The 21,289-nt window shown below is 68.4% G+C and carries 18 protein-coding genes; 13 read left to right on the forward strand and 5 right to left on the reverse strand.

All coding sequences use genetic code 11. The features are described from left to right. The first annotated feature begins 77 nt into the window (after positions 1–77). The 7 genes from ASD34_RS05850 (at position 78) to ASD34_RS05880 (ending at position 7,939) form a co-directional block, all read left to right on the forward strand. Positions 78–1,070: a LysR family transcriptional regulator gene (locus ASD34_RS05850; RefSeq protein ID WP_056574125.1), complete on the forward strand. Its 993-nt coding sequence runs from the start codon at positions 78–80 to the stop codon at positions 1,068–1,070. Between the two features lie 76 nt (positions 1,071–1,146). Further along, positions 1,147–2,544: an NCS2 family permease gene (locus ASD34_RS05855; protein ID WP_056574128.1), complete on the forward strand. Its 1,398-nt coding sequence runs from the start codon at positions 1,147–1,149 to the stop codon at positions 2,542–2,544. A gap of 108 nt (positions 2,545–2,652) precedes the next feature. After that, entirely contained in the window at positions 2,653–4,200 is a 1,548-nt protein-coding gene (locus ASD34_RS05860; RefSeq protein WP_056574131.1) for an ABC transporter ATP-binding protein, read from the forward strand. Then, positions 4,187–5,332, forward strand: a complete 1,146-nt coding sequence (locus ASD34_RS05865) for an ABC transporter permease (RefSeq protein ID WP_056574135.1) — start codon at positions 4,187–4,189, stop codon at positions 5,330–5,332. The genes ASD34_RS05860 and ASD34_RS05865 overlap by 14 nt, the downstream gene beginning before the upstream one ends. 2 nt (positions 5,333–5,334) lie before the next feature. Next, positions 5,335–6,255: an ABC transporter permease gene (locus tag ASD34_RS05870; RefSeq protein WP_056574139.1), complete on the forward strand. Its 921-nt coding sequence runs from the start codon at positions 5,335–5,337 to the stop codon at positions 6,253–6,255. A 52-nt stretch (positions 6,256–6,307) separates the two neighbouring features. Continuing rightward, a complete protein-coding gene (locus tag ASD34_RS05875; protein WP_056574143.1) occupies positions 6,308–7,477 on the forward strand; it encodes a BMP family ABC transporter substrate-binding protein in 1,170 nt (389 codons plus the stop codon). A 3-nt stretch (positions 7,478–7,480) separates the two neighbouring features. Next, positions 7,481–7,939 carry a hypothetical protein gene (locus ASD34_RS05880; RefSeq protein ID WP_157609646.1) on the forward strand — a complete coding sequence of 153 codons (459 nt, stop codon included), beginning with the start codon at positions 7,481–7,483 and terminating at the stop codon, positions 7,937–7,939. 6 nt (positions 7,940–7,945) lie between these two features. On the opposite strand, the gene ASD34_RS05885 is transcribed toward ASD34_RS05880, so the two are convergent. The 3 genes from ASD34_RS05885 to fabA form a co-directional block, all read right to left on the reverse strand. After that, a complete protein-coding gene (locus ASD34_RS05885; protein WP_056574149.1) occupies positions 7,946–8,338 on the reverse strand; it encodes a nuclear transport factor 2 family protein in 393 nt (130 codons plus the stop codon). 94 nt (positions 8,339–8,432) lie between these two features. Continuing rightward, positions 8,433–9,653 (reverse strand): beta-ketoacyl-ACP synthase I, encoded by a 1,221-nt coding sequence (fabB, locus tag ASD34_RS05890; RefSeq protein WP_056574153.1) that lies wholly within the window; start codon positions 9,651–9,653, stop codon positions 8,433–8,435. A gap of 10 nt (positions 9,654–9,663) precedes the next feature. Continuing rightward, complete coding sequence (fabA, locus tag ASD34_RS05895) at positions 9,664–10,179, reverse strand: 3-hydroxyacyl-[acyl-carrier-protein] dehydratase FabA (RefSeq protein ID WP_056574156.1); 516 nt, start codon at positions 10,177–10,179, stop codon at positions 9,664–9,666. A gap of 238 nt (positions 10,180–10,417) precedes the next feature. On the opposite strand from fabA, the gene ASD34_RS05900 reads away from it, so the two are divergent. Continuing rightward, positions 10,418–11,485 carry an adenosine deaminase gene (locus ASD34_RS05900; protein ID WP_056574160.1) on the forward strand — a complete coding sequence of 356 codons (1,068 nt, stop codon included), beginning with the start codon at positions 10,418–10,420 and terminating at the stop codon, positions 11,483–11,485. Here the strand turns inward: ASD34_RS05900 and ASD34_RS05905 are convergent. Then, entirely contained in the window at positions 11,446–12,738 is a 1,293-nt protein-coding gene (locus ASD34_RS05905) for an MFS transporter (protein WP_056574163.1), read from the reverse strand. The two genes, ASD34_RS05900 and ASD34_RS05905, sit on opposite strands and share 40 nt — an antisense overlap. Positions 12,739–12,843: 105 nt before the next feature. Between ASD34_RS05905 and ASD34_RS05910 the strand changes: the two genes are divergently transcribed. The 3 genes from ASD34_RS05910 to ASD34_RS05920 all read left to right on the forward strand — a co-directional run bounded on the left by ASD34_RS05910 (position 12,844) and on the right by ASD34_RS05920 (position 17,330). After that, the gene (locus ASD34_RS05910) at positions 12,844–13,797 is read left to right on the forward strand and encodes a LysR substrate-binding domain-containing protein (RefSeq protein ID WP_056574167.1); all 954 of its coding nucleotides are present in this window, start codon (positions 12,844–12,846) and stop codon (positions 13,795–13,797) included. A gap of 86 nt (positions 13,798–13,883) precedes the next feature. Next, the gene (locus tag ASD34_RS05915) at positions 13,884–14,693 is read left to right on the forward strand and encodes a helix-turn-helix domain-containing protein (RefSeq protein WP_056574171.1); all 810 of its coding nucleotides are present in this window, start codon (positions 13,884–13,886) and stop codon (positions 14,691–14,693) included. 99 nt (positions 14,694–14,792) lie between these two features. Then, the gene (locus tag ASD34_RS05920; protein ID WP_056574174.1) at positions 14,793–17,330 is read left to right on the forward strand and encodes a penicillin acylase family protein; all 2,538 of its coding nucleotides are present in this window, start codon (positions 14,793–14,795) and stop codon (positions 17,328–17,330) included. On the opposite strand, the gene ASD34_RS05925 is transcribed toward ASD34_RS05920, so the two are convergent. After that, entirely contained in the window at positions 17,320–18,570 is a 1,251-nt protein-coding gene (locus tag ASD34_RS05925) for an MFS transporter (RefSeq protein WP_056574177.1), read from the reverse strand. The two genes, ASD34_RS05920 and ASD34_RS05925, sit on opposite strands and share 11 nt — an antisense overlap. A 169-nt stretch (positions 18,571–18,739) precedes the next feature. Between ASD34_RS05925 and ASD34_RS05930 the strand changes: the two genes are divergently transcribed. Next, positions 18,740–19,855, forward strand: coding sequence for a BMP family ABC transporter substrate-binding protein (locus ASD34_RS05930; protein WP_056574180.1), 1,116 nt, complete (start codon positions 18,740–18,742; stop codon positions 19,853–19,855). Positions 19,856–19,967: 112 nt separating this feature from the next. Next, on the forward strand, positions 19,968–21,254 hold the full coding sequence (guaD, locus tag ASD34_RS05935; RefSeq protein WP_056574183.1) for a guanine deaminase: 1,287 nt from the start codon (positions 19,968–19,970) through the stop codon (positions 21,252–21,254). The last annotated feature ends 35 nt before the right edge of the window (positions 21,255–21,289 follow it).

The following is a 21,289-nucleotide window of genomic DNA, read 5'->3' on the forward strand; positions in this document are numbered from 1 at the left end:
ACGGTCCGAGCGTCCTTCCGTTCTCCAAATGTTGCGCTGTATAACTGTTCGCACAGACAAGAAAGGTGTGAACAGCCATGAGAGACCAGGCGCTTTTCGACAAGATCGATCTTCATCTCATACGGGTGCTTCATACCGTGTTGACCGACCGCAGCGTCTCGCGCGCAGCCATTCGCCTGGGCATGTACCAGCCGGCCGTCTCGGCCGCGCTGAAGCGCCTGCGCGAGCTGTCGGGCGACCCGCTGCTGGTGCGCTCGGGCTCGGGCATGGTGCCCACCGACGCGGGGCTGCGGATGATCGAGCCCGCCGCCAGCATCCTGCGCGCGGCGGAGATGCTGTTCTCGGATGCACGGGGCTTCGAGCCGCAGTCGGCAGCCACCACCTTCCGCATCGCGGCCAGCGACTACATGGACCCGCTGTTCCTGCCGATGCTGGTGGCGCAGGTCAAGCGCGAGGCGCCGCTGTGCCAGATCGAGATCCATGCGCTCACGCCCGACTCGGACTACCACGGGCACCTGGCGCTCGGGCAGGTCGACCTGGTGATCGGCAACTGGCTCAAGCCGCCGGAAGACCTGCACATGGCGCGCCTGTTCGGCGACGAGGTGGTGTCGCTGGTCAACCAGGACCATCCGGCCGTGCGCCGCGGCTGGGACCTGGAGACCTGGCTGGCGGCCGAGCACATCGCGCCCACGCCGATGCACCCGGGCGGGCGCGGCATCATCGACCAGATGCTCGACGAGCTGGGGCGGCAGCGCAACATCACGGCGCGCTGCGCGCATTTCAGCCTCATTCCCGACATGGTGGCCTCCAGCCTGCTGGTGCTGACCACCGGGCGCCAGTACTGCGAGCGCTTTGCCGCACGGCTGCCCCTGAAGATCCTCGAGTGCCCGGCCGCGCTGCCGCGTCTCATGTACTACCAGCTCTGGCACGAACGTACCCATTCGTCGAGTTCCGCGCGCTGGCTGCGCGAATGCATCAAGGGCGTGGCGGCGTCGCTGCGGCCCGGCTTCGAAGCCGCACCTGCCGCCGCGCGAACCCTGCCGGCTGAACCGCTTTCCGATCCTCCCTGAGTCCTCGGTCGCGCCGGCGTCGCGACCGAGGCAACGATGAACGAACCGCCACATACAACAGCTGGAGACAAGCGAAATGAACAGGTATGAAGAGGTGCCGAAGGCCACCACTCCCCGGGCCGCCGGGGCCACCGAGGCGGCGCCGTTGCGTGCGGCGGCCGCACCGGCCAACACCGGTCTGCTGGAACGCCTGTTCAAGCTGACCGAGCACAACACCACCGTGCGCACCGAAGTCATCGCAGGGCTGACGACCTTCCTGACGATGGCCTACATCATCTTCGTGAACCCCTCGATCCTCGGGGACGCGGGCATGCCCAAGGGCGCGGTCTTCGTGGCCACCTGCCTGATCGCGGCCATCGGCACGCTGATCATGGGCCTGTACGCCAACTACCCGATCGCCATGGCGCCGGGCATGGGCCTGAATGCCTACTTCGCCTACGTGGTCGTGCTCGGCATGGGCTACACGTGGCAGATCGCGCTGGGCGCGGTGTTCATCTCGGGCTGCCTCTTCTTGATCGTGACGGTCACCGGATTGCGGGAGCTGTTCATTGCGGGCATACCGCAGTCCTTGCGAACGGCGATCACCGTGGGCATCGGCATGTTCCTGGCGCTCATCGCACTGAAGAGCGCGGGCATCGTCGCCGCCTCGCCGGCCACCTTCGTCACGCTGGGCGATCTGCACTCTGCGCCCGTGATCCTGGCAACCATCGGTTTTCTCGTCATCGTGGCGCTCGACCGATTGAAGGTACGCGGGGCGATCCTGATCGGGATCATGCTGGTGACGGTGCTGTCGTTCTTCTTCGGCGGCAACAAGTTCCACGGCGTCTTCGACGCGCCACCGTCCATCGCACCGACCTTCATGCAGCTGGACATCCTCGGCGCGCTCAAGGGCGGCATCCTGAACGTGGTGCTGGTGTTCTTCCTGGTCGAGATGTTCGACGCCACCGGCACGCTGATGGGCGTGGCCAAGCGCGCCGGCCTCCTGGTGCCCGGCAAGATGGAGCGCATGAACAAGGCGCTCCTGGCCGACAGCGGCGCGATCTTCGCGGGCTCGCTGCTGGGCACCTCGAGCACCACGGCCTACGTGGAAAGCGCGGCTGGCGTGCAAGCCGGCGGCCGCACCGGCCTCACGGCCGTGGTGGTGGCGTTGCTGTTCCTGGCCTGCCTGATGATCTCGCCGCTGGCGGGCTCGGTGCCGGCCTACGCCACTGCACCGGCGCTGCTCTTCGTGGGCTGCCTGATGCTGCGCGACCTGGTCGAGCTCGACTGGGAAGACACCACCGAGGTGATCCCGGCGGCGGTCACGGCGCTGGCCATGCCCTTCACCTACTCGATCGCCAACGGCCTGGCCTTCGGCTTCATCACCTACGCCGTGCTCAAGCTGTGCACCGGCCGGGCACGGGAAGTGCATGCGATGGTGTGGGTGATCGCGGCGATCTTCCTGTTCAAGTTCGCCTACATCGGCGGGCACTGAGAGGCTGAGTAGAGCGCCGTCGGGCGCCGATGGTCGCGGGGACGCTATTAAACTTATAGCTGTCCCCGCTTTGTTGCAGTTGAACGAGACAAACCCACGAAACCCGGCATGACAACCCCCAGACTCCAGCTGGCGCACATCACCAAGCGGTACCCCGCGGTGGTGGCCAACAGCGACATCTCCCTGGCCGTGCAGCCCGGCGAAATCCATGCCGTGCTCGGAGAGAACGGCGCGGGCAAATCGACCCTGATGAAGATCATCTACGGCTCGGTCAAGCCCGACGAAGGCACCGTCACCTTCGACGGCCAGGCGGTCAACCTGCGCAACCCGCAGCAGGCGCGGGCGCTGGGCATCAGCATGGTGTTCCAGCACTTCAGCCTGTTCGACACGCTCACCGTGGCCGAGAACGTCTGGCTGGGCCTGGACAAGTCGCTCGCGCTGGCCGAGGTGGCCCGCAGCATCACGGCCAAGGCCAGCGAGTACGGCCTGGACATCGACCCCGCGCGCCCCGTGCACACGCTGTCGGTGGGCGAGATGCAGCGGGTGGAGATCATCCGCGCGCTGCTCACCAACCCCAAGCTGCTGATCCTCGACGAGCCGACCTCCGTGCTCACGCCGCAGGCCGTCATTCGTCTGTTCGGCGTGCTGAACAAGCTGGCCTCGGAAAGCTGCAGCATCCTGTACATCAGCCACAAGCTGCACGAGATCCAGGAGCTGTGCACGGCCTGCACCGTGCTGCGCGGCGGCAAGGTCACGGGCGTGTGCAACCCGCGCAACGAGAGCACCGAGTCGCTCTCGCGCCTGATGATCGGCAGCGAGCCGCCGCCGCTGCAGCACCGCCCGTTGCATGCCGGTGCGGTGGCGCTGCGCGTGCAGGGCCTGAAGCTGGTGCGCGAAGACCAGTTCGGCGTTGACCTCGACGGCATCTCTTTCGAGGTGCGCGCCGGCGAGGTCGTGGGCATTGCCGGTGTCTCGGGCAACGGCCAGAAGGAACTGCTCTACACGCTGTCGGGCGAGGACGTGCGCGCCGAAGCCTCGATGGTCCAGGTGTTCGACAAGCCCGCCGGCCGGCTGCGCCCGCGCGCGCGGCGCGCGCTGGGCCTGCACTTCGTGCCCGAGGAACGGCTGGGGCGCGGCGCGGTGCCCACGCTGGGCCTGGCGCACAACCTGCTGCTCACGCGCAGCAATGCGGTGGGCAAGGGCGGCTGGATTCGCACCGCCGAACTCGACAAGCAGGCGCGTTCCATCATCGAGCGCTTCAAGGTGAAGGCCGGCGGCCCGAACGCGGCGGCGCGCTCGCTGTCGGGCGGCAACCTGCAGAAATTCATCGTCGGCCGCGAGATCGACGCCAACCCCAAGCTCTTCATCGTCTCGCAGCCGACCTGGGGCGTGGACGTGGGCGCGGCCGCGCTCATCCATGCCGAGATCCTCGCGTTGCGCGACGCCGGCTGCGCCGTGCTCGTGATCAGCGAGGAGCTTGACGAGCTGTTCAACATCTGCGACCGGCTGCACGTGATCGCCAAGGGGCGGCTGTCGCCCTCGATCGACCGCGCGGCGGCCACGCTGCCGCAGATTGGCGAGTGGATGAGCGGCCTGTGGCCGCAGGCGCAGCCCCATCAGAACAACAAGAAGGAGGGCGCGCATGCTCAAGCTTGAACCCCGCCCGGAGCTGTCGCGCTTCTGGAGCTTTGCCTCGCCGATCCTGGCGCTGCTGATCACCGTGCTCATCGGCGTGGCGCTGTTCGCCGCGCTCGGCAAGGACCCGGTCAAGGGCCTGCAGGTGTTCTTCTACGAGCCGATCAAGAGCGGCTACGCCATCGGCGAGCTGATGGTGAAGGCCACGCCGCTGCTCATCATTGCACTGGGCCTGGCCGTGTGCTTTCGCTCCAACGTCTGGAACATCGGTGCCGAGGGGCAGTTCGTGTTCGGCGCCATCGCGGCGGGCGGCGTGGCGCTGCTGGCCGACAAGGGCACCGGCAGCTGGATCGTCGCGGCCATCCTGCTGGCGGGCATCGCGGGTGGCATGGCATGGGCGGGCATCGTCGCGTTCCTGCGCGACAAGTTCAACGCCAACGAAATCCTGGTGAGCCTGATGCTGGTCTACGTGGCCACGCTGATGCTGAGCTACCTGGTCTTCGGCCCCTGGAAAGACCCGCAGGGCTACAACTTTCCGCAGACCAAGACCTTCGAGGCGGTGACGCAGATCCCGCGGCTCATGAAGGGCTCGCGCGTGTCGATCGGGCTGATCATCGCGCTGGTCGGCGCGGGCGCGCTGTGGGTGTTCCTGTTCCGCACGCGCGCGGGCTTCGCGCAGCAGGTCGGCGGGCTGGCGCCCGCGGCGGCGCGCTATGCGGGCTTCTCGGCACGCCGCGCGGTGTGGATCGCGCTGCTCACCTCGGGCGGCGCGGCCGGCCTGGCGGGCGCGCTCGAAGTGGCCGGCCCCATCGGCCAGCTCACGCCGTACGTGCCCGCGGGCTACGGCTTCGCGGCCATCATCGTGGCCTTCGTTGGGCGCCTGCATCCGGTGGGCATGATCTTCTCGGCCCTCCTGATGAGCATGTTCTACATCGGCGGCGAACTCGCGCAGTCGCGCCTGGGCCTGCCCAAGTCGCTCACCGGCGTGTTCCAGGGCCTGCTGCTGTTCACGCTGCTGGCCTGCGACACGCTCATCGCCTACCGCATCCGCCGCAAGGCCGCCACGAAGGCGGCCGCACTGACCACGAGCTCGCTGCAGGCCAGTACGCCGCTCACCGCGCCGGTGGCGCGCCCCACCGAAGGGAGCCTCTGACCATGGAAAGCTACGCACTCCTCTTGGGCTCGACCCTGAGCGCGGGCACCGTGCTCGCCATCGCGGCGCTGGGCCTGTTGATCAACGAGAAGGCCGGCATCGTCAACCTCGGCGCCGAGGGCATGATGCTGTGCGCCGCCATCGCGGGCTTCGCGACGGTGGTCATCACGCACAACCCCTGGCTCGGCTTCCTGGCCGGCATGGCGGCGGGTGCCTTGCTCGCGGCCTTCTTCGGCGTGCTCGTGATCTGGCTCAACACCAACCAGTACGCGACGGGCCTGGCGCTGAGCCTGTTCGGCGTCGGCTTCTCGGCCTTCGCGGGCATCAGCTTCGTGCAGGCCAAGCTGCCCGAGAGCACGCCCTTCGCCATTCCCGTGCTGGCCGATATTCCGCTGGCCGGCCCCGCGCTGTTCCGCCATCACCCGATGGTGTACGTGGCGGTGCTGCTCACCATCGGGCTCATCTGGTTCCTGTACCGCACCCGGGCCGGTCTCGTGCTGCGCTCGGTCGGCGAATCGCCCGAGTCGGCGCATGCGCTGGGCTACCCGGTGCGGCGCATCCGCTTCCTGGCGGTGATCGCAGGCGGTGCGCTGTGCGGGCTGGCGGGCGCGTACCTGTCGACCGTGTACACGCCGCTGTGGGTCGAGGGCATGGTCGCCGGCCGCGGCTGGATCGCGCTGGCGCTGACCACCTTCGCCACCTGGCGCCCCATTCGCGTGCTGCTCGGCGCCTACCTGTTCGGCGGCGTCTCGATGCTCGGTTTTCATCTGCAGAGCAGCGGCGTCGACGTGCCCTCGCAGTTTCTCAGCATGGCCCAGTACATCGCGCCGATCGTGGTGCTGGCGCTGATCTCGCGCAACCCGGCGTTCATCCGCATCAACATGCCGGCGTCGATGGGGAAACCGTTCTACCCCGGCTCATAATCGCGTTCTCGTTTTTTTGCCAACCCGTCCTTTTCTTCCGAGGATTTCGACAATGAATGATCTGAACAAGCGTTCCCTGCTCAAGCTCGCCGCCCTCACCGCGGTGGCTTCGGCGGCCCTCATCGGCTGCGGCAAGAAGGAAGAGGCGGCCGCCCCCGCAGCATCGCCGGCACCGGCCCCCGCGGCCGCCCCGGCGCCCGCACCGGCGGCGCCGCTGAACATCGCATTCGCCTATGTCGGTCCCGTGGGCGACGGCGGCTGGTCCTTCGCGCACGACAACGCCCGCAAGGCGCTCGAGAAGGAATTCGGCGACAAGATCAAGACCACCTTCGTCGAAAGCGTGCCCGAGTCGGCCGACGCCGAGCGCGTGTTCCGCGACTTCGTGGGCCAGGGCAACAAGCTGATCTTCGGCACCACCTTCGGCTACATGGAGCCCATGCTCAAGGTCGCCAACGACAGCAAGGACGTGAAGTTCGAGCACGCGACCGGCTACAAGACCGCCGAGAACATGCGCACCTACGACAGCCGCACCTACGAAGGCGCATACATGGCCGGCGTGATCGCCGGCTCCATGACCAAGAGCAACACGCTGGGCGTGGTCGGCTCGGTGCCGATCCCTGAAGTGCTGCGCAACATCAACAGCTTCACGCTGGGCGCGCAGTCGGTCAACCCGAAGATCACGACCAAGGTCGTGTGGGTGAACGAGTGGTTCAGCCCGCCCAAGGAAACCGAAGCCGCCACCGCCCTCATCAACGGCGGCGCCGACGTGCTGTTCCAGAACACCGACTCGCCGGCCGTGCTCAAGACCGCGCAGGAAAAGGGCAAGCGCGCCTTCGGCTGGGACTCCGACATGACCGCCTACGGCCCGAAGGCCCACCTGGGCTCGGCCATCATCAACTGGGCACCGTACTACATCAAGACCACGCAGGACGCACTGGACGGCAAGTGGACCACCGGCCAGACCTGGTGGGGCGTGAAGGAAGGCGCGATCGACATCGTCTCGATCGCCGAAGACGTGCCGGCCGAAGCCAAGGCCAAGGTCGAGGAAGTGAAGAAGGGCCTGAAGGACGGCAGCTTCTCGATCTGGAAGGGCCCGATCGTCGGCCAGGACGGCAAGGAGCTGATCGCCAAGGACGCGGTCGCCGACGACAAGTTCCTGTCGGGCGTCAACTTCTACGTCAAGGGCGTCGAAGGCAAGGTGCCGGGCGGCGACAAGAAGTAATCATTGATCGATCGCTTCGGCGATTGCCACGAGAAGGGTCGTCTGCGGACGGCCCTTTTTTCATTCAGGAAAAGGATTCACACCATGAAGCTGCAAGGGGTCATGGCGGCAGGTGCGGCACTGTTGGCCGTGTCGTCGTCGTTCGCCGCACCGCCGGCGTTCTCGAAGGAAGAGCAGCGCCTGCGCAAGGCCGTGGACGACGCCGAGATGTGTTTTCACTTCGCCGGCGAATTCAACGGCGACGGTTCGGCGCACGATAAGGAGGTGGCGCGCCAGCAGCGCCAGCATTGCGGAAAGAAGAGCCAGGAACTGGTGCTGCGGGCCTACCGCAAGAACCCGCAGGATGTGCGGCTCTACCCGGCGGTGCTGAGGCTGGACGGGCTGATGCCGGGGCTCACGTTGCCCGCGGCCGAGAAGGCGCGGCTGTGCGCCGTGGCCAGGACGGAGCTGGCCTGTCCCTGAGCCCGCTTACTGCGCAGCCGCCTGCAGCTGCGCCGCCATCTTCTGGTGGATCAGGTTCACCGCCTTCAGCGGACGCAGCATCACCTTGAACTCGGTGATCTGCCCCTGGGCGTTCCACTTCATCATGTCGACGCCGTTGATCGCGATGCCATCCAGTTCAAGTTCGAACTCAAGCACCGCGTCATTCGGCCCCTGGAGTTCGCGCACGTAGCGGAAGCTCTCGTTGAAGAAGACCTGGAAGGCCGCGGCGAGGTACTGCTTCGTGATCGCCTTGCCGACCTGCGGCCGGTGCACCACGGGTGAGAGGAAGACGGCGTCGTCGGCCAGCAGGGTGTCCAGGCCCGCCACGTCGCGTGTCTTGACGAGCCGGTGCCAGGTGGAAAGGGTGTCGATCGCCATGGGTCTCCTCGCGGTGTGGATGGGGAAACCCAGTCTAGCCAAGCGCCGACGGGCCCATCGTCGCGGGCGCGACGGGGCCCGACAGGCGGCAGGACTACGCGTCCTTCCAGCGCTTGAGCACCAGCGTGGCGTTGGTGCCGCCGAAGCCGAAGCTGTTGCTCATCACCGTGTCGACGGTGGCGTTCTCGCGCGTCGCGGTGAGGATCGGCATGTCGGCCACTTCGGGGTCGAGCGCTTCGATGTTGGCCGAGCCGGCCATGAAGCGGCCTTCCATCATCAGCAGGCAGTAGATCGCCTCGTGCACGCCCGCGGCGCCCAGCGAGTGGCCCGACAGGCTCTTGGTGGAGCTGATGGCCGGCGCCTTGTCGCCGAAGACTTCGCGCACGCCCTTCATTTCCATGACGTCGCCCACGGGCGTGGAGGTGCCGTGGGTGTTCAGGTAGTCGATGGGCGTGTCGACGGTGGACATGGCCATCTGCATGCAGCGCACGGCGCCTTCGCCGCTGGGTGCGACCATGTCGTAGCCGTCGGAGGTGGCGCCGTAGCCGACGATCTCGGCGTAGATTTTTGCGCCGCGCGCCAGTGCGTGGTCGAGCGACTCCACCACGACCATGCCGCCGCCGCCCGCGATGACGAAGCCGTCGCGCTCGGCGTCGTAGGCGCGCGAGGCCTTCTCGGGCGTGTCGTTGTACTTGGTGGACAGCGCACCCATGGCGTCGAACAGGAACGACTGGGTCCAGTGTTCTTCTTCGCCGCCGCCGGCGAACACGATGTCCTGCTTGCCCATCTGGATCTGCTCCATGGCGTTGCCGATGCAGTGCGCGCTGGTGGCGCAAGCCGAGGCGATGGAGTAGTTCAGGCCCTTGATCTTGAAGGGCGTGGCCAGGCAGGCGGACACGGTGCTGCTCATGGTCCGCGTCACGCGGTAGGGGCCCACGCGCTTGACGCCCTTTTCGCGCAGCAGGTCGAGCGCTTCCATCTGGTTGAGCGTGGAGGCGCCGCCCGATCCGGCAATGAGGCCGGTGCGCGGGTTGGACACCTGCTCCTCGGTCAGGCCGGCGTCAGCGATGGCGTCCTTCATGGCCAGGTAGGCGTAGGCCGCCGCGTGGCCGACGAAGCGATACAGCTTGCGGTCGATGAGGTCTTCGAGGGGAAGGTCGATGGAGCCGGCCACCTGGCTGCGCAGGCCCATTTCGGCATAGGCCGGCTGGAACCGGATGCCGGGGCGGCTGGCGCGCAGGTTGGCGGAGACGGTCTCCTTGTCGTTGCCCAGGCACGAAACGATGCCCAGACCGGTGATGACGACGCGGCGCATGGCAAAGCCCTCAGAAGTTGTCGGTGGAAGTGAACACGCCGACCCGCAGGCCCTCGGCGGTGTAGATCTGGCGGCCGTCGACGCTCACCGAGCCGTCGGCGATGGCCAGGTTCAGCTTGCCCTTGAGCACGCGCTTGATCTGGATGCTGTAGGTGACGAGCTTGGCGGTCGGCAAGACCTGGCCCGTGAACTTCACCTCGCCCGAGCCGAGCGCGCGGCCGCGGCCCGGCAGGCCCTGCCAGCCGAGGAAGAAGCCGACCAGTTGCCACATGGCGTCCAGGCCCAGGCAGCCCGGCATGACCGGGTCGCCTTCGAAGTGGCAGGCGAAAAACCACAGGTCGGGCGTGATGTCCAGCTCGGCCGTGAGTTCGCCCTTGCCGTAGGTACCGCCCTCGGCGCTGATGTGGGTGATGCGGTCCACCATCAGCATGTTCGGGGCGGGCAGCTGTGCGTTGCCGGGGCCGAACAGTTCGCCGCGGCTGCAGCGCAGCAGGTCTTCGCGGGTGAAGGCGTTTTGTAGGGTCATGCGAGTCGATCAAGGACGGCGCCAGGGCACGAATGCACGCTGCGCGCGGAGTGGAGGGAACACACCCGATGCCGGGCCTGCCGGGGTGCAAGCCTATCGCATCCTGCGCGGCCAGATTTGACCCAGATCAGTTTGGGGGAAAAGGCGGGGCAGCGTATACGCTTTCGGAGATGGCGCCGATGGTGTCTGCCCTTATGCTGTGCGCGATCACAACGTCGCCTCCCGAGCGCTCCACCCCATGACCGATTCCAGCCGCCCCCTCTTCGACCCCAGCTTCGCGCAGCGCATTCCCGCCGAACGCCTGCCCGAGCTGCTGCGCGCCATGCCCAAGGCCGAGCTGCACATGCACATCGAAGGCTCGCTCGAGCCCGAGCTGATCTTCGCGCTCGCGCAGCGAAACGGTGTCTCGATCCCGTATGCCAGCGTGGAAGAGCTGCGCCGCGCCTACGCCTTCACCAACCTGCAGAGCTTTCTCGACATCTACTACGCCGGCGCGAGCGTGCTGCTCAAGGAGCAGGACTTCTACGACATGGCCTGGGCCTACCTGGAGCGCGCCGCGGCCGACCAGGTGGTGCACACCGAGATGTTCTTCGACCCGCAAACGCACACGGCGCGCGGCGTGTCGATGAAGACGGTGGTCAACGGCCTGCACCGCGCCTGCGTCGATGCGCTGCCCCAGCTGGGCGTGAGCGCCTCGCTCATCCTGTGCTTCCTGCGCCACCTGAGCGAGGAAGACGCCTTCGAGACGCTGGAGCAGGCGCTGCCGTACCGCGACAAGTTCATCGGCGTGGGGCTCGACTCGAGCGAGGTCGGCCATCCGCCCGAGAAGTTCGCGCGCGTGTTCGCGCGCTGCCGCGAACTGGGCTTTCACCTCGTCGCGCACGCGGGCGAGGAGGGCCCGCCGGCCTACGTGTGGAGCGCGCTCGACGTGCTGAAGGTCGAGCGCGTCGACCATGGCGTGCAAAGCGCCAAAGACCCGGCGCTGATGAAGCGGCTGGCGCAAGACCGCATTCCGCTCACCGTGTGCCCGCTGTCGAACCTCAAGCTGTGCGTGTTCCCCGACCTGTCGCAGCACAACCTCGGCGCGCTGCTCGACGCGGGGCTGGTCGCCACCGTCAATTCGGACGACCCGGCCTACTTCGGCGGCTACATGAACCAGAACTTCACGCAGACCTTCGCGGCGACCGGGCTCGGCGTGCAGCAAGCGTGGCAGCTCGCGGCCAACAGCTTCGAAGGCAGCTTCATCGACGCGGCCGCCAAGCGCGCCTACGTCGACCGGCTCAACGCCGTCTTCGCGACCTTCTGATTCGCCGCGGCGGTCCGCGGCACGAGCAGCGGTATCGCCGCCAGCGCACACGCGCTGGCCGCCAGCCACACGACCGGCCATCCCTGCAGCGCCAGCAGGTGCGGAATCGAGAAGGGCGTGACGAAGCACACGAGGAACACGCTGGTGTTCGCCATGCCCAGCGCGGTGCCGGCGCGCGCCGCGCCGGCCAGCGTGGCCAGTTCGGTGTAGGCCACGCCGTGCCAGGCCGACACGCACACGCCGCTCACGGCCAGCAGCGCGATCAGCGCCCCACGCAGCGCGGGTGACGGCGCCTCGGTGCCCGCCGCCATCACCAGCGCGGCCAGGCCCGCGAACAGCACCACGCTGAGCGCGCTGCAGGCCCGCAGGTAGGCCGGGCGGTTGCGGCGGCGGTCGGTCCATCGGCCGCTCCACACGCGCATCGCCATCGCACCCACCTGCACGAAGACCATCGCGGCGGTGATCGTGCTCAGGTCCACCTGGCCGAAGTCGTGCAGGAACACGGTGCCGAAGGAGAGCACCGCGAACTGCGGCGCGCACAGGATGCCGATGCCGGCCACGATGCGCCACACGCGCACATCGCGCAGCGGGCTGCTCTTCGGTGCGGCCGCCTCCGTGGGCTTAGATTGCGACGCGATGGGCGGCTCGTGCACCCAGGCCCAGCTCATCGCCGCGCTCAGCGTGCACAGCAGCGCGAGCAGGCCGTACAGCGCGGCAAAGCCGTAATGCAGCGCCACGAAGGGCAGCACCAGCGCGCCGATGCCGCCGCCCAGCGGCACCGCGGTTTGGCGGATGCTCATGGCGAGGCCACGCTCACGGGCGTCGAACCAGGTCATCACCGCGCGCCCGCTGGCGCCATTCACGCTGCCGCCGAGCAGGCCGACCAGCAGCAGCCCCGTACCGAGCAGGCCAAGGCCGGGAATGTGGCCATGGCCCGGCGCGGCCCACAGCGCCATTGCGACCAGCGCGATCGCCGTGCTGCCCAGGCCGGCCAGCAGCACGGGCCGATCGCCCCAGCGGTCGGTCAGCAGGCCCCACGGCAGCTCGCTCACGGCGATGCCCAGGCCCATGAGGCCGAGCACCAGGCCGAGCGCGGCGTTGTCGAGCTGGTAGCCGGTGCGCATGAGCACGGCGGTCATGGGGATGCCGCTGAAGGCGACCGAGAAGGCCGCGTTGGCGGCGACGCCAGCGGCGAGCACCTTCCAGCGGTGACGGGCTGAAAACACAGGGGAAGAGGAGGGCGAATGGGTCATGTCGCGGTGCAGTTTCCGCCGCTGGAAAGGTTTTGAAAATCAGAAAATAATGTGCCAATCGTCCTGAAATTCGGGATGATGAAAGAACCGACGCAAGGACCCGCAATGACCCAGGTGATGTTCGATCTCGACGTGCTGCGCACTTTCTCCACCGGCATGGCGCTCGGCAGCTATGCGCGGGCGGCCGACAAGCTGGGCCGCTCGACCTCGGCCGTGAGCGCGCAGCTCAAGAAGCTGGAGGCGCAGGCCGGCACCGTGCTGTTTCGCAAGGAGGGCCGCGGCCTGGCGCTCACCGATGCCGGCGAAACGCTGCTGGCCTACGCGCACCGCATGCTCGAACTCAACGACGAGGCCAGCGCCGCCTTGCGCGGCGTCGACCTGCAAGGCTGGGTGCGGCTGGGCCTGCAGGAAGACTTCGGCGAGACGCTGCTGCCGGCCGTGCTCGGCCGTTTTGCGCGCGCGCATCCCAAGGTGCGCATCGAGGCCTGCGTGGCGCGCAGCGGCGAGCTGCGCGAGCGGCTCGAACTGGGCCAGCTCGACCTGGCCCTGGCATGGGACGCGGGCGACCAGCCGCTGTCGCCCTACGCCGAGCGCGTGGCGCGGCTGCCGCTGCTGTGGATCGGCCCGACCGCGCCCGAGCGCGTCGATGCGCCCTGGTGGACCGAGCGCGAGCACCGTGCGGGCGTTCGCGCGGTCAAGAGCAAGGAGCCGCTGCCGCTCATCATGCTCGACGCCCCGTGCCCGCTGCGCGAGATCGTCATCACCGCGCTCGACCGCGCCGGCCTGCCGTGGCGCCGCGCTTTTGGCAGCGCCAGCCTGGCGGCGCTGTGGGCCGCCACCTCGGCCGGCCTGGGCCTCACGGTGCGCACGCCGTTCGGCCTGCCTGCGCAGGTGCGCGCGCTCGACCGCGCGGTGCTTTCGTTGCCCGCGCTGCCGCAGATCTCGCTCGTGCTGTACCGCGCGCAGGCCCGCGCCGAGGCGCCGGCGAGCCGGCTGGCGACGCTGCTGCTGGAGGCGGTGCGCCCGCATGCACAGCTGCAGGCCGGGCACCCCCGCTGAGCGCGGGCCCTTGCCGGGGCCGTGGCCGCAATGCGTGAGAATCCGCCGCGAGACAAGCGCAAGAGACAAGACCCAAGCGAGGCGGCATGACCATTACGCGGCACAACTCCCTGCACCTGTGGGACGACAGGTTCCTCTACATCACGCCGGCGATCCAGTCGGGGCTCACGGCGCGTTCGTCGGCCACGCTGCTGGCCTCGGTGAGCGGCCATCCCTTCACGCTCGAGGCGGTCGACGGCACGCGTGTGCGCTGCACCGCCGCGCTGGTGGCGCCGCATGTGTCGCGCCGCCTCGACGTCGACGGATGCGGGCTGTTGTCGCTCAACATCGACCCGGCCTCCAGCGTCTACCGCATGCTCTCGCGGCACCTGGGCGGCCACGGCATCCAGCCGCTCGACGCGCGCCGCTTCGGCCGCGCGCGCGACGACTTCGCGCCGGCGCAGCATGGCGCGCTGTCCGACCGGCGCCTGCAGAGGCTGAGCTCCAAGCTGGTCACGTCGATCACCGGGAGCCCCGAGCTGCAGGCCGCCATCGACCCGCGCATCGAGCGTGTGCTGCAGGCCATCCGCGCACGCGCAGGGCAGATTTCGCTGCGCGAGTTGTCGGCGCTGGCCTTTCTTTCGCCCGACCGGCTCACGCATCTGTTCGCGCAGCAGGTGGGCGTGTCGATCAAGCGCTATGCGCTGTGGACCAAGGTGCGCCGCACGGTGCAGCAGTTCACCGAGCGCCGCCCCCTGACCGACGTGGCGCTGGTCAGCGGCTTCACCGACGCGGCGCACATGAGCCGCACCTTCCAGCGCTACTTCGGCCTGTCGCCGTCCTTCCTGTCGAACCAGGTGCGGGTGACGGCCGACGAGCAAGCCTCGCACGCGTGGGGCGACGCGACGCTGCACTGAGTCGCCCGGTCGCATGACAGCGGCTGCGTTCAAGCCGCAGCAGGTCTGTATGCCTAAGCTGGTGGTGCTCCATCAAGAGAGCATCAACCGGAGACATCCATGAGACAGACATCCTCGCGCGGCGCCATGCCGCTGTCCCTCCTCGCGCTGGCCACGGCGGCCATGTTCACCGCCTGCGGTGGCGGCGGTGGGGGGGGCAGCGGCGGATTCCCGTTCTTTCCCGGCGCCGGCAACCCGCCCACCAACCCGCCGGCCGAAGACGCCTACAAGGCCGAGATCCGCCGCACCGCCCTGGGCGTGCCGCATATCAAGGCCGACAACTGGCCCGGGGTGGGCTACGGCTACGGTTTTGCGCAGGCCGAAGATGACCTGTGCACGATGGCCGATTCGTTTCTGACCTACCGCGGCGAGCGTTCGCAGTACCTCGGCGGTGATGCGCAGCTCGTGGCCAGCAGCACCATCGCGCGGCCGAAGAACATCGACTCCGACTTCTTCCACAAGCACGTGATCTCGGCCGACGTGCTCGAGAAGATGATCGCGGCCCAGCCCGACAACCTGAAGCAGCTGGTCGAGGGCTTCGCCGCCGGCTACAACCGCTACGTGCGCGACGTGAAGGCCGGCGGCACGGCGCACGAAGCCTGCCGCAGCGAAGCCTGGGTGAAGCCCATCATGGCCGAGGACATCTACCGCCGCATGTACGCAGCCAACCTCGCGGGCGGCTACAGCAACTTCCTGCCGAATATCGCCAATGCGATCGCACCCGCACCGGCAGCACCCACCAAGATGGCTGCGCGCAGCGGCGCGAAGAAGGCGGCATTGCAGGTGGCGGCGCTCAGTGTGCCCCTGCCCGAGCTGCAGGTCGGCGGCAAGGAGGGCGTGGGCAGCAACATGATCGGTTTCGGCACGGCCGCCACTGGCGACGGCAGTCCGCTGCTCTTCGGCAACCCGCATTGGTACTGGCGGGGGCCCGACCGCTTCTACCAGGCGCAGCTCACGATACCGGGCCAGCTCAACATCAGCGGCACCTCGTTCCTCGGCATCCCGGTGATCCTGATCGGCTTCAACGACAACATCGCGTGGAGCCACACGGTGTCGACCGCGCGGCGCTTCGGCTTCTACGAACTGAAACTCGCGGCGGGCGACCCGACCAGCTACATGCGCGACGGCAAGCCCGTGAAGATGCAGGCAATGAACCTCACCGTCAACGTGAAGCAGGCCGACGGCAGCGTGGCGCCCGTGACGCGCACGCTCTACAAGTCGGCGTACGGGCCGATGGTCAACCTGGCTCCGCTGAACGCGGCGCTGGGCTGGAGCCAGACCACCGCGTTCGCGATCCGCGACATCAACGCAGAGAACTACCGCACCTTCAAGAACTGGCTGCGCTGGAACCAGGCGAAGTCACTCGATGAATTCATCGCCATCCAGCGCGAGGAATCGGCCATTCCGTGGGTCAACACCGTGGCCGTCGGACGCGGCGCGGCCAAGGCCTGGTATGCCGACATCGGTGCGATTCCCAATGTGTCGCCCACCCAGGTGACCAACTGCACAACGCCGCTGGGCGCAGCGCTCGGCTCGTCGCTGCCGCGCGTGCCGGTCTTCGATGGCTCCAGGAGCGAATGCGACTGGCAGACCGATGCCGACTCCGCGCAGAAGGGCGCGCTCGGCGCTTCGCGCATGCCCAGCCTGCTGCGCGACGACTACGTCGAGAACTCGAACGACAGCTACTGGCTCGCGAACCCGAAGGCACCGATGACCGGCTACCCGGCCATCATGGGACCCGCGGGCACGGAGGCCGTGAGCTTCCGCACGCGCCTGGGCAACCTGATGGCGCAGGCGCGCATCGACGGCACCGACAGCTACGCTGGCAAGGCGGCCACGCCCGAGACCGTCAAGCAGATGGTGCTCAACAGCCGCGTGCTGACGGCCGAACTGTTCAAGGACCAGGCGCTGGGCATGGTGTGCGCGACGCCGACGATCAACGTGGCGAGCGATCCGCAAGGCGGCGCCGCCATCGGGCGCGACGTGGACACCGGCCCCGCCTGCGCGGTGCTCAAGGCCTGGAACAACACGGGCACGATCGGCGCGCGCGGCGCACACATCTGGGACGAGTTCTGGAACCGCGCGTCGCTGCAATCCGCGGCCACGCTCTACAACGTGCCCTTCAGTGCGAGCGATCCGATCCACACGCCGCGCGACCTGAAGGCCGGCGCAGCGCCTGCCCTGCAGCAGGCCTTCGGCGCGGCTGTCGCACGCGTGGAAGCCAGCGGCTTCGCCCTCGATGCGCACCGCGGCGACTATCTGTTCGCCACCCGAGGCGGCCAGAAGATCCCGCTGTACGGCGGCTGCGGCGGCCTGGGCTACTTCACCATCGCGTGCTCGGAGAACCGTCTCGACAAGGGCGGCTACACCATGGACGGCAACCCGAACGGCAACAGCTACATGCAGATCGTGCGGTTCCCCGAAGGCGGCGTGGAAGCCCACACCTTCCTGACGTTCTCGCAGTCGGACGACCCGGCCTCGGCGCACAACGCCGACTACACCCGCGCTTACAGCGCCGGGAAGTGGCTCAAGGTGCCGTTCTCCGAAGCCGAGATCAAGGGCGACGAGGCCTACCGCAGCGCCGTCATCAGCGAGTAGATCCGCGAGTAGCGGACGACGTCGCCGCGCGCTGCGCCAGCCAGTTCCACCCGGCGCCTGCGGCCATGAGCACGCAGGTGCCGAGGAACACGGCGCGCATGCCGATGTGCCCGCCCACGAAGCCGCCGAGCAGCGGGCCGGCCACCTGGCCGGTGTACTGGGCCGAGGTCGAGTAGCCGAGCATGTTGCCGGCCACGCGCTCGGGCGCGTTGTGGCGGATCACGCTCGCGATGCACGGCAGCAGCCCGCCGAGCGACAGCCCCATGAGAAAGCGCAGCACCACCAGCTGCCATCCCGACGTGACGAAGGCCTGCGGCACCAGCAGCAGCGCCGACACCGCGAGGCATCCGACGATCACGCTCCAGTGGCCCACGCGGTCGGCCAGCTTGCCCAGCCGCGAGGCCGAGAGGATGCTGCCGAGCGCGGCTGCCGACATCACGAGGCCGGCCATCATCGTCACGCGCTGCGGGTCGTCGAGCAGCGTGGCGACGTAGACCGTGATGATCGGCTCGATCGACATGTTGGCCAGCATCAGCAGCATGCCGGTGAAGAGCATCGCGACGAGCGGGCGCTTGTCGGGCACGGCAGCCCAGCCGGTGTCGGGCGCGTCGCTCTGCTTTGCGGCCGAGGGCGCTTTCTTCTCTTCGCGGATCAGGAAGGCGGTGGCAAGAAAGGCCACGAAGATCATCGCGCCCGCCGCGAAGAAGGTCGCACGGATGCCGATGAGCGGCGGCAGCACGCCGCCCACCAGCGGGCCCACGAGGTTGCCGGCCATGATGGCCGACGACATCGTGCCCAGCGCCCAGCCGGTGCGGTCCTTCGGCGTCTGCGTGGCGACCAGCACCATCGAGCCCGAGGCATAGCCACCGAGCAGGCCCGCCAGCAAACGCAGGCCGACCAGCTGCCACACGTTGCCGGCCATGCCGATGAGCGCCATCGCCACCGCCATGCCCAGGCTCGCGCGGATCAGCATCGGCTTGCGGCCGTAGCGGTCGGCCAGGCGGCCCCACAGCGGCGCTACCAGCGCCGCGCTGAAGAAGGTGGCGCCGTAGGCCGCACCCGACCACTGCACGATGGCGGCGTGGTCCTTCACGCCCAGTTGCTCGACGTACAGCGGCAGGAACGGCAGCAGCAGCGTCATCGCCACGATGGTGGTGAAGGAGCCGAACATGCAGACGGCGAGGTTGCGCTGCCAGTGCGCGTGGGTGGCGTGGAGGGTGTGGGTGATGGGGTTCGTCATGGGGCGAATCCATTGTGTGGCGCGGGGCGCCAAACCCGCGCTGCCGATTCGCGGCGGGGCCCATCGCGGCGCCCGACGGATCGCCACGCACTAAAATCTTCCCCCCGCAGCCGGGCGTCCCGGCCGGCTGCGGGTTTCTTGTTCGACCGGGGCCATGTAGAGGACCACCATGTACAAAAACCTCGCGGGCCGCGCCGTTCTGGCGTGGGCAGCCGCTTGCTTTTTATCTCCCGCCTTTTCACAGAGCGCACCGCCCAAGCCCCCACTGGCCAAGGACGCGCTGAAGATCGGCTTCGTCTACGTCACGCCGGTCACCGATGCCGGCTGGGTGCGCCAGCATGAAGAGGGCCGCAAGGCCGTCGAGGCGGCGCTGGGCCCCCGCGTGAACACCGTCTTCGTCGAGAACGTGCCCGAGGGCGCCGATGCCGAGCGCGTGATCCGCGACCTGGCGCAGCAGGGCAGCCAGCTGATCTTCACGCCGAGCTTCGGCTACATGGAGCCGACGCTGAAGGTCGCGAAGGACTTCCCCGGCGTGAAGTTCGAGTCGATCACCGGCTACAAGACCGCGCCCAACGTCGCCACCGCCAACGCCCGCTACTACGAGGGCCGCTACCTCGCCGGCATCGCGGCCGGGCGCATGACGAAGACGAACGTGGCCGGCTACGTCGCGGGCTTTCCGATTCCCGAGGTGCTGCAGGGCATCAACGCGTTCACGCTCGGCATGCGCTCGGTGAATCCGAAGGCCAGGGTGGTCGTGGTGTGGCTCAACGCGTGGTTCGATCCGCCGAAGGAGCGCGACGCGGCGATGGCGCTGTTCAACCAGAACGCCGACGTGCTCGCCTTCCACACCGGCTCCACCGCCGTGATGACCGCCGCACAGGAGCGCGGCAAGATGGCCGTGGCCTACCACTCCGACATGCGCAAGATCGCGCCCGACGCGCAGATCGTCGCGGTCACGCACCAGTGGGGCGGCTACTACACGCAGCGTGCCCGCGCGGTGCTCGACGGCACCTGGAAGAGCGGCAACCTCTGGGGCGGCGTGAAGGAAGGAATGATCCGCGTCGGCGACTTCGGCACGAAGGTGCCCAAGGCCGTGCAGGACGAGGTGCTGGCGCGGCAGAAGGACATCGCGGCGGGCAAGCTGCAGCCGTTCCGTGCGGTGACCACCGATGTGCGCGACAACGAAGGCCGCGTCGCGATCGCCAAGGGCGCGCAGCTGAGCGACGAACAGATCCTGCAGATGAACTGGCTGGCCGAGGGCGTGCAGGGGCGGGTGACACGGTAGGCGCTGAGAGCCACTCCCTTTCCCCGCGTCTGAAGAGTGCGTTCCGCGTATAGCACTCATACGCGCAGGGAAATTCCCGCCGTGCGGGGCTGGATTACCCTCCGCATCCACGATGAAAAAAGCCTACCGCGCCTCCCTCCTGCGATTCGACGCCGCCGGCCTGCCTGTCTTCGACGAGGACGGCCTGCTGGTCGTCGCCCCCGACAGCACCGGCCGCCAGCGCGTGCTCGACGCCGGCAGCCATGCCGACGTGTCGCAGCGCCATGCCGGCGCCCACACCACGCACCTGCCGGGCCGCATCCTGGCGCCGGGCTTCGTGGACATGCACGTGCACTACCCGCAGACCGACATCATCGGCGCGCCCGCCGCCGGCCTGCTGCCCTGGCTCGAGAACTACACCTTCCCCGCCGAAAGCCGGTTCGCCGACCCTGCGCACTCGCGCGTGGTGGCCGACGTGTTCTTCGACGAGCTGCTGCGCAACGGCGTGACCACCTCGCTGACCTTCGCGACCTCGCACGTCGCCTCGGTCGACGCCTTCTTCGAGAGCGCACAGCGCCGCCAGCTGCGCATGATCACCGGCAAGGTGCTGCAGGACCGCAACTCGCCCGACGGCGTGCGCGACGACACCGAGCAAAGCCTGGTCGACACCGAGGCGCTGATCCGCAAGTGGCACAACGTCGACCGCCTGGGCTACGCCATCACGCCGCGCTTCGCACCGACCAGCACCGACGCGCAGATGCGCGGTGCCGGCGAGCTGGCCGCCAAGTACGGCGACACCTGGATCCAGTCGCACGTGGCCGAGAACCGCGACGAGGTGAAGTGGGCGCGCGAGCTGTACCCCAAGTCGCGCTCCTATCTGGACGTGTACGCCGACTTCGGCCTGCTGCGCGAGCGCGCGGTGTACGCCCATTGCATCTACCTGGACGACACCGACCGTGCGCTCATGCACGAGACCAGGACGGCCGCCGCCGTGAGCCCCACGAGCAACCTGTTCCTGGGCAGCGGCTTCTTCGACTTCGGCGCGGCCGACCGCCTCGAGCAACCCTACGGCCTGGCCAGCGACGTGGGCGGCGGCACCAGCTTCAGCCCCTTCCACACCATGCTGGCCGCGTACTACGTGGGCCGCGAAGGCCAGACCAAGACCGGCCTGAGCATCGCGCCCTCGCGGCTGTGGTGGCACCACACCGGCGGCGCCGCGCGCTCGCTGGGGCTCGATGGCGTGGTCGGCAACCTGCAGCCGGGCTGCGAGGCCGACTTCCTGGTGCTGAACCCGTCCGCCACGCCGTTGCTGGCACGCAAGACCTCGCTGGCCAACAACCTCGAAGAGCTGCTGTTCGCGATGATCGTGCTGGGCGACGACCGGCTGGTCGAGCGCACGGTGATTTCACAGGCGGGCTGATCCGCGCGGGGGAGGGCGCGCAGGGCGCCCATGCC

Source organism: Variovorax sp. Root473 (assembly GCF_001426505.1).
Lineage (GTDB): Bacteria > Pseudomonadota > Gammaproteobacteria > Burkholderiales > Burkholderiaceae_C > Variovorax.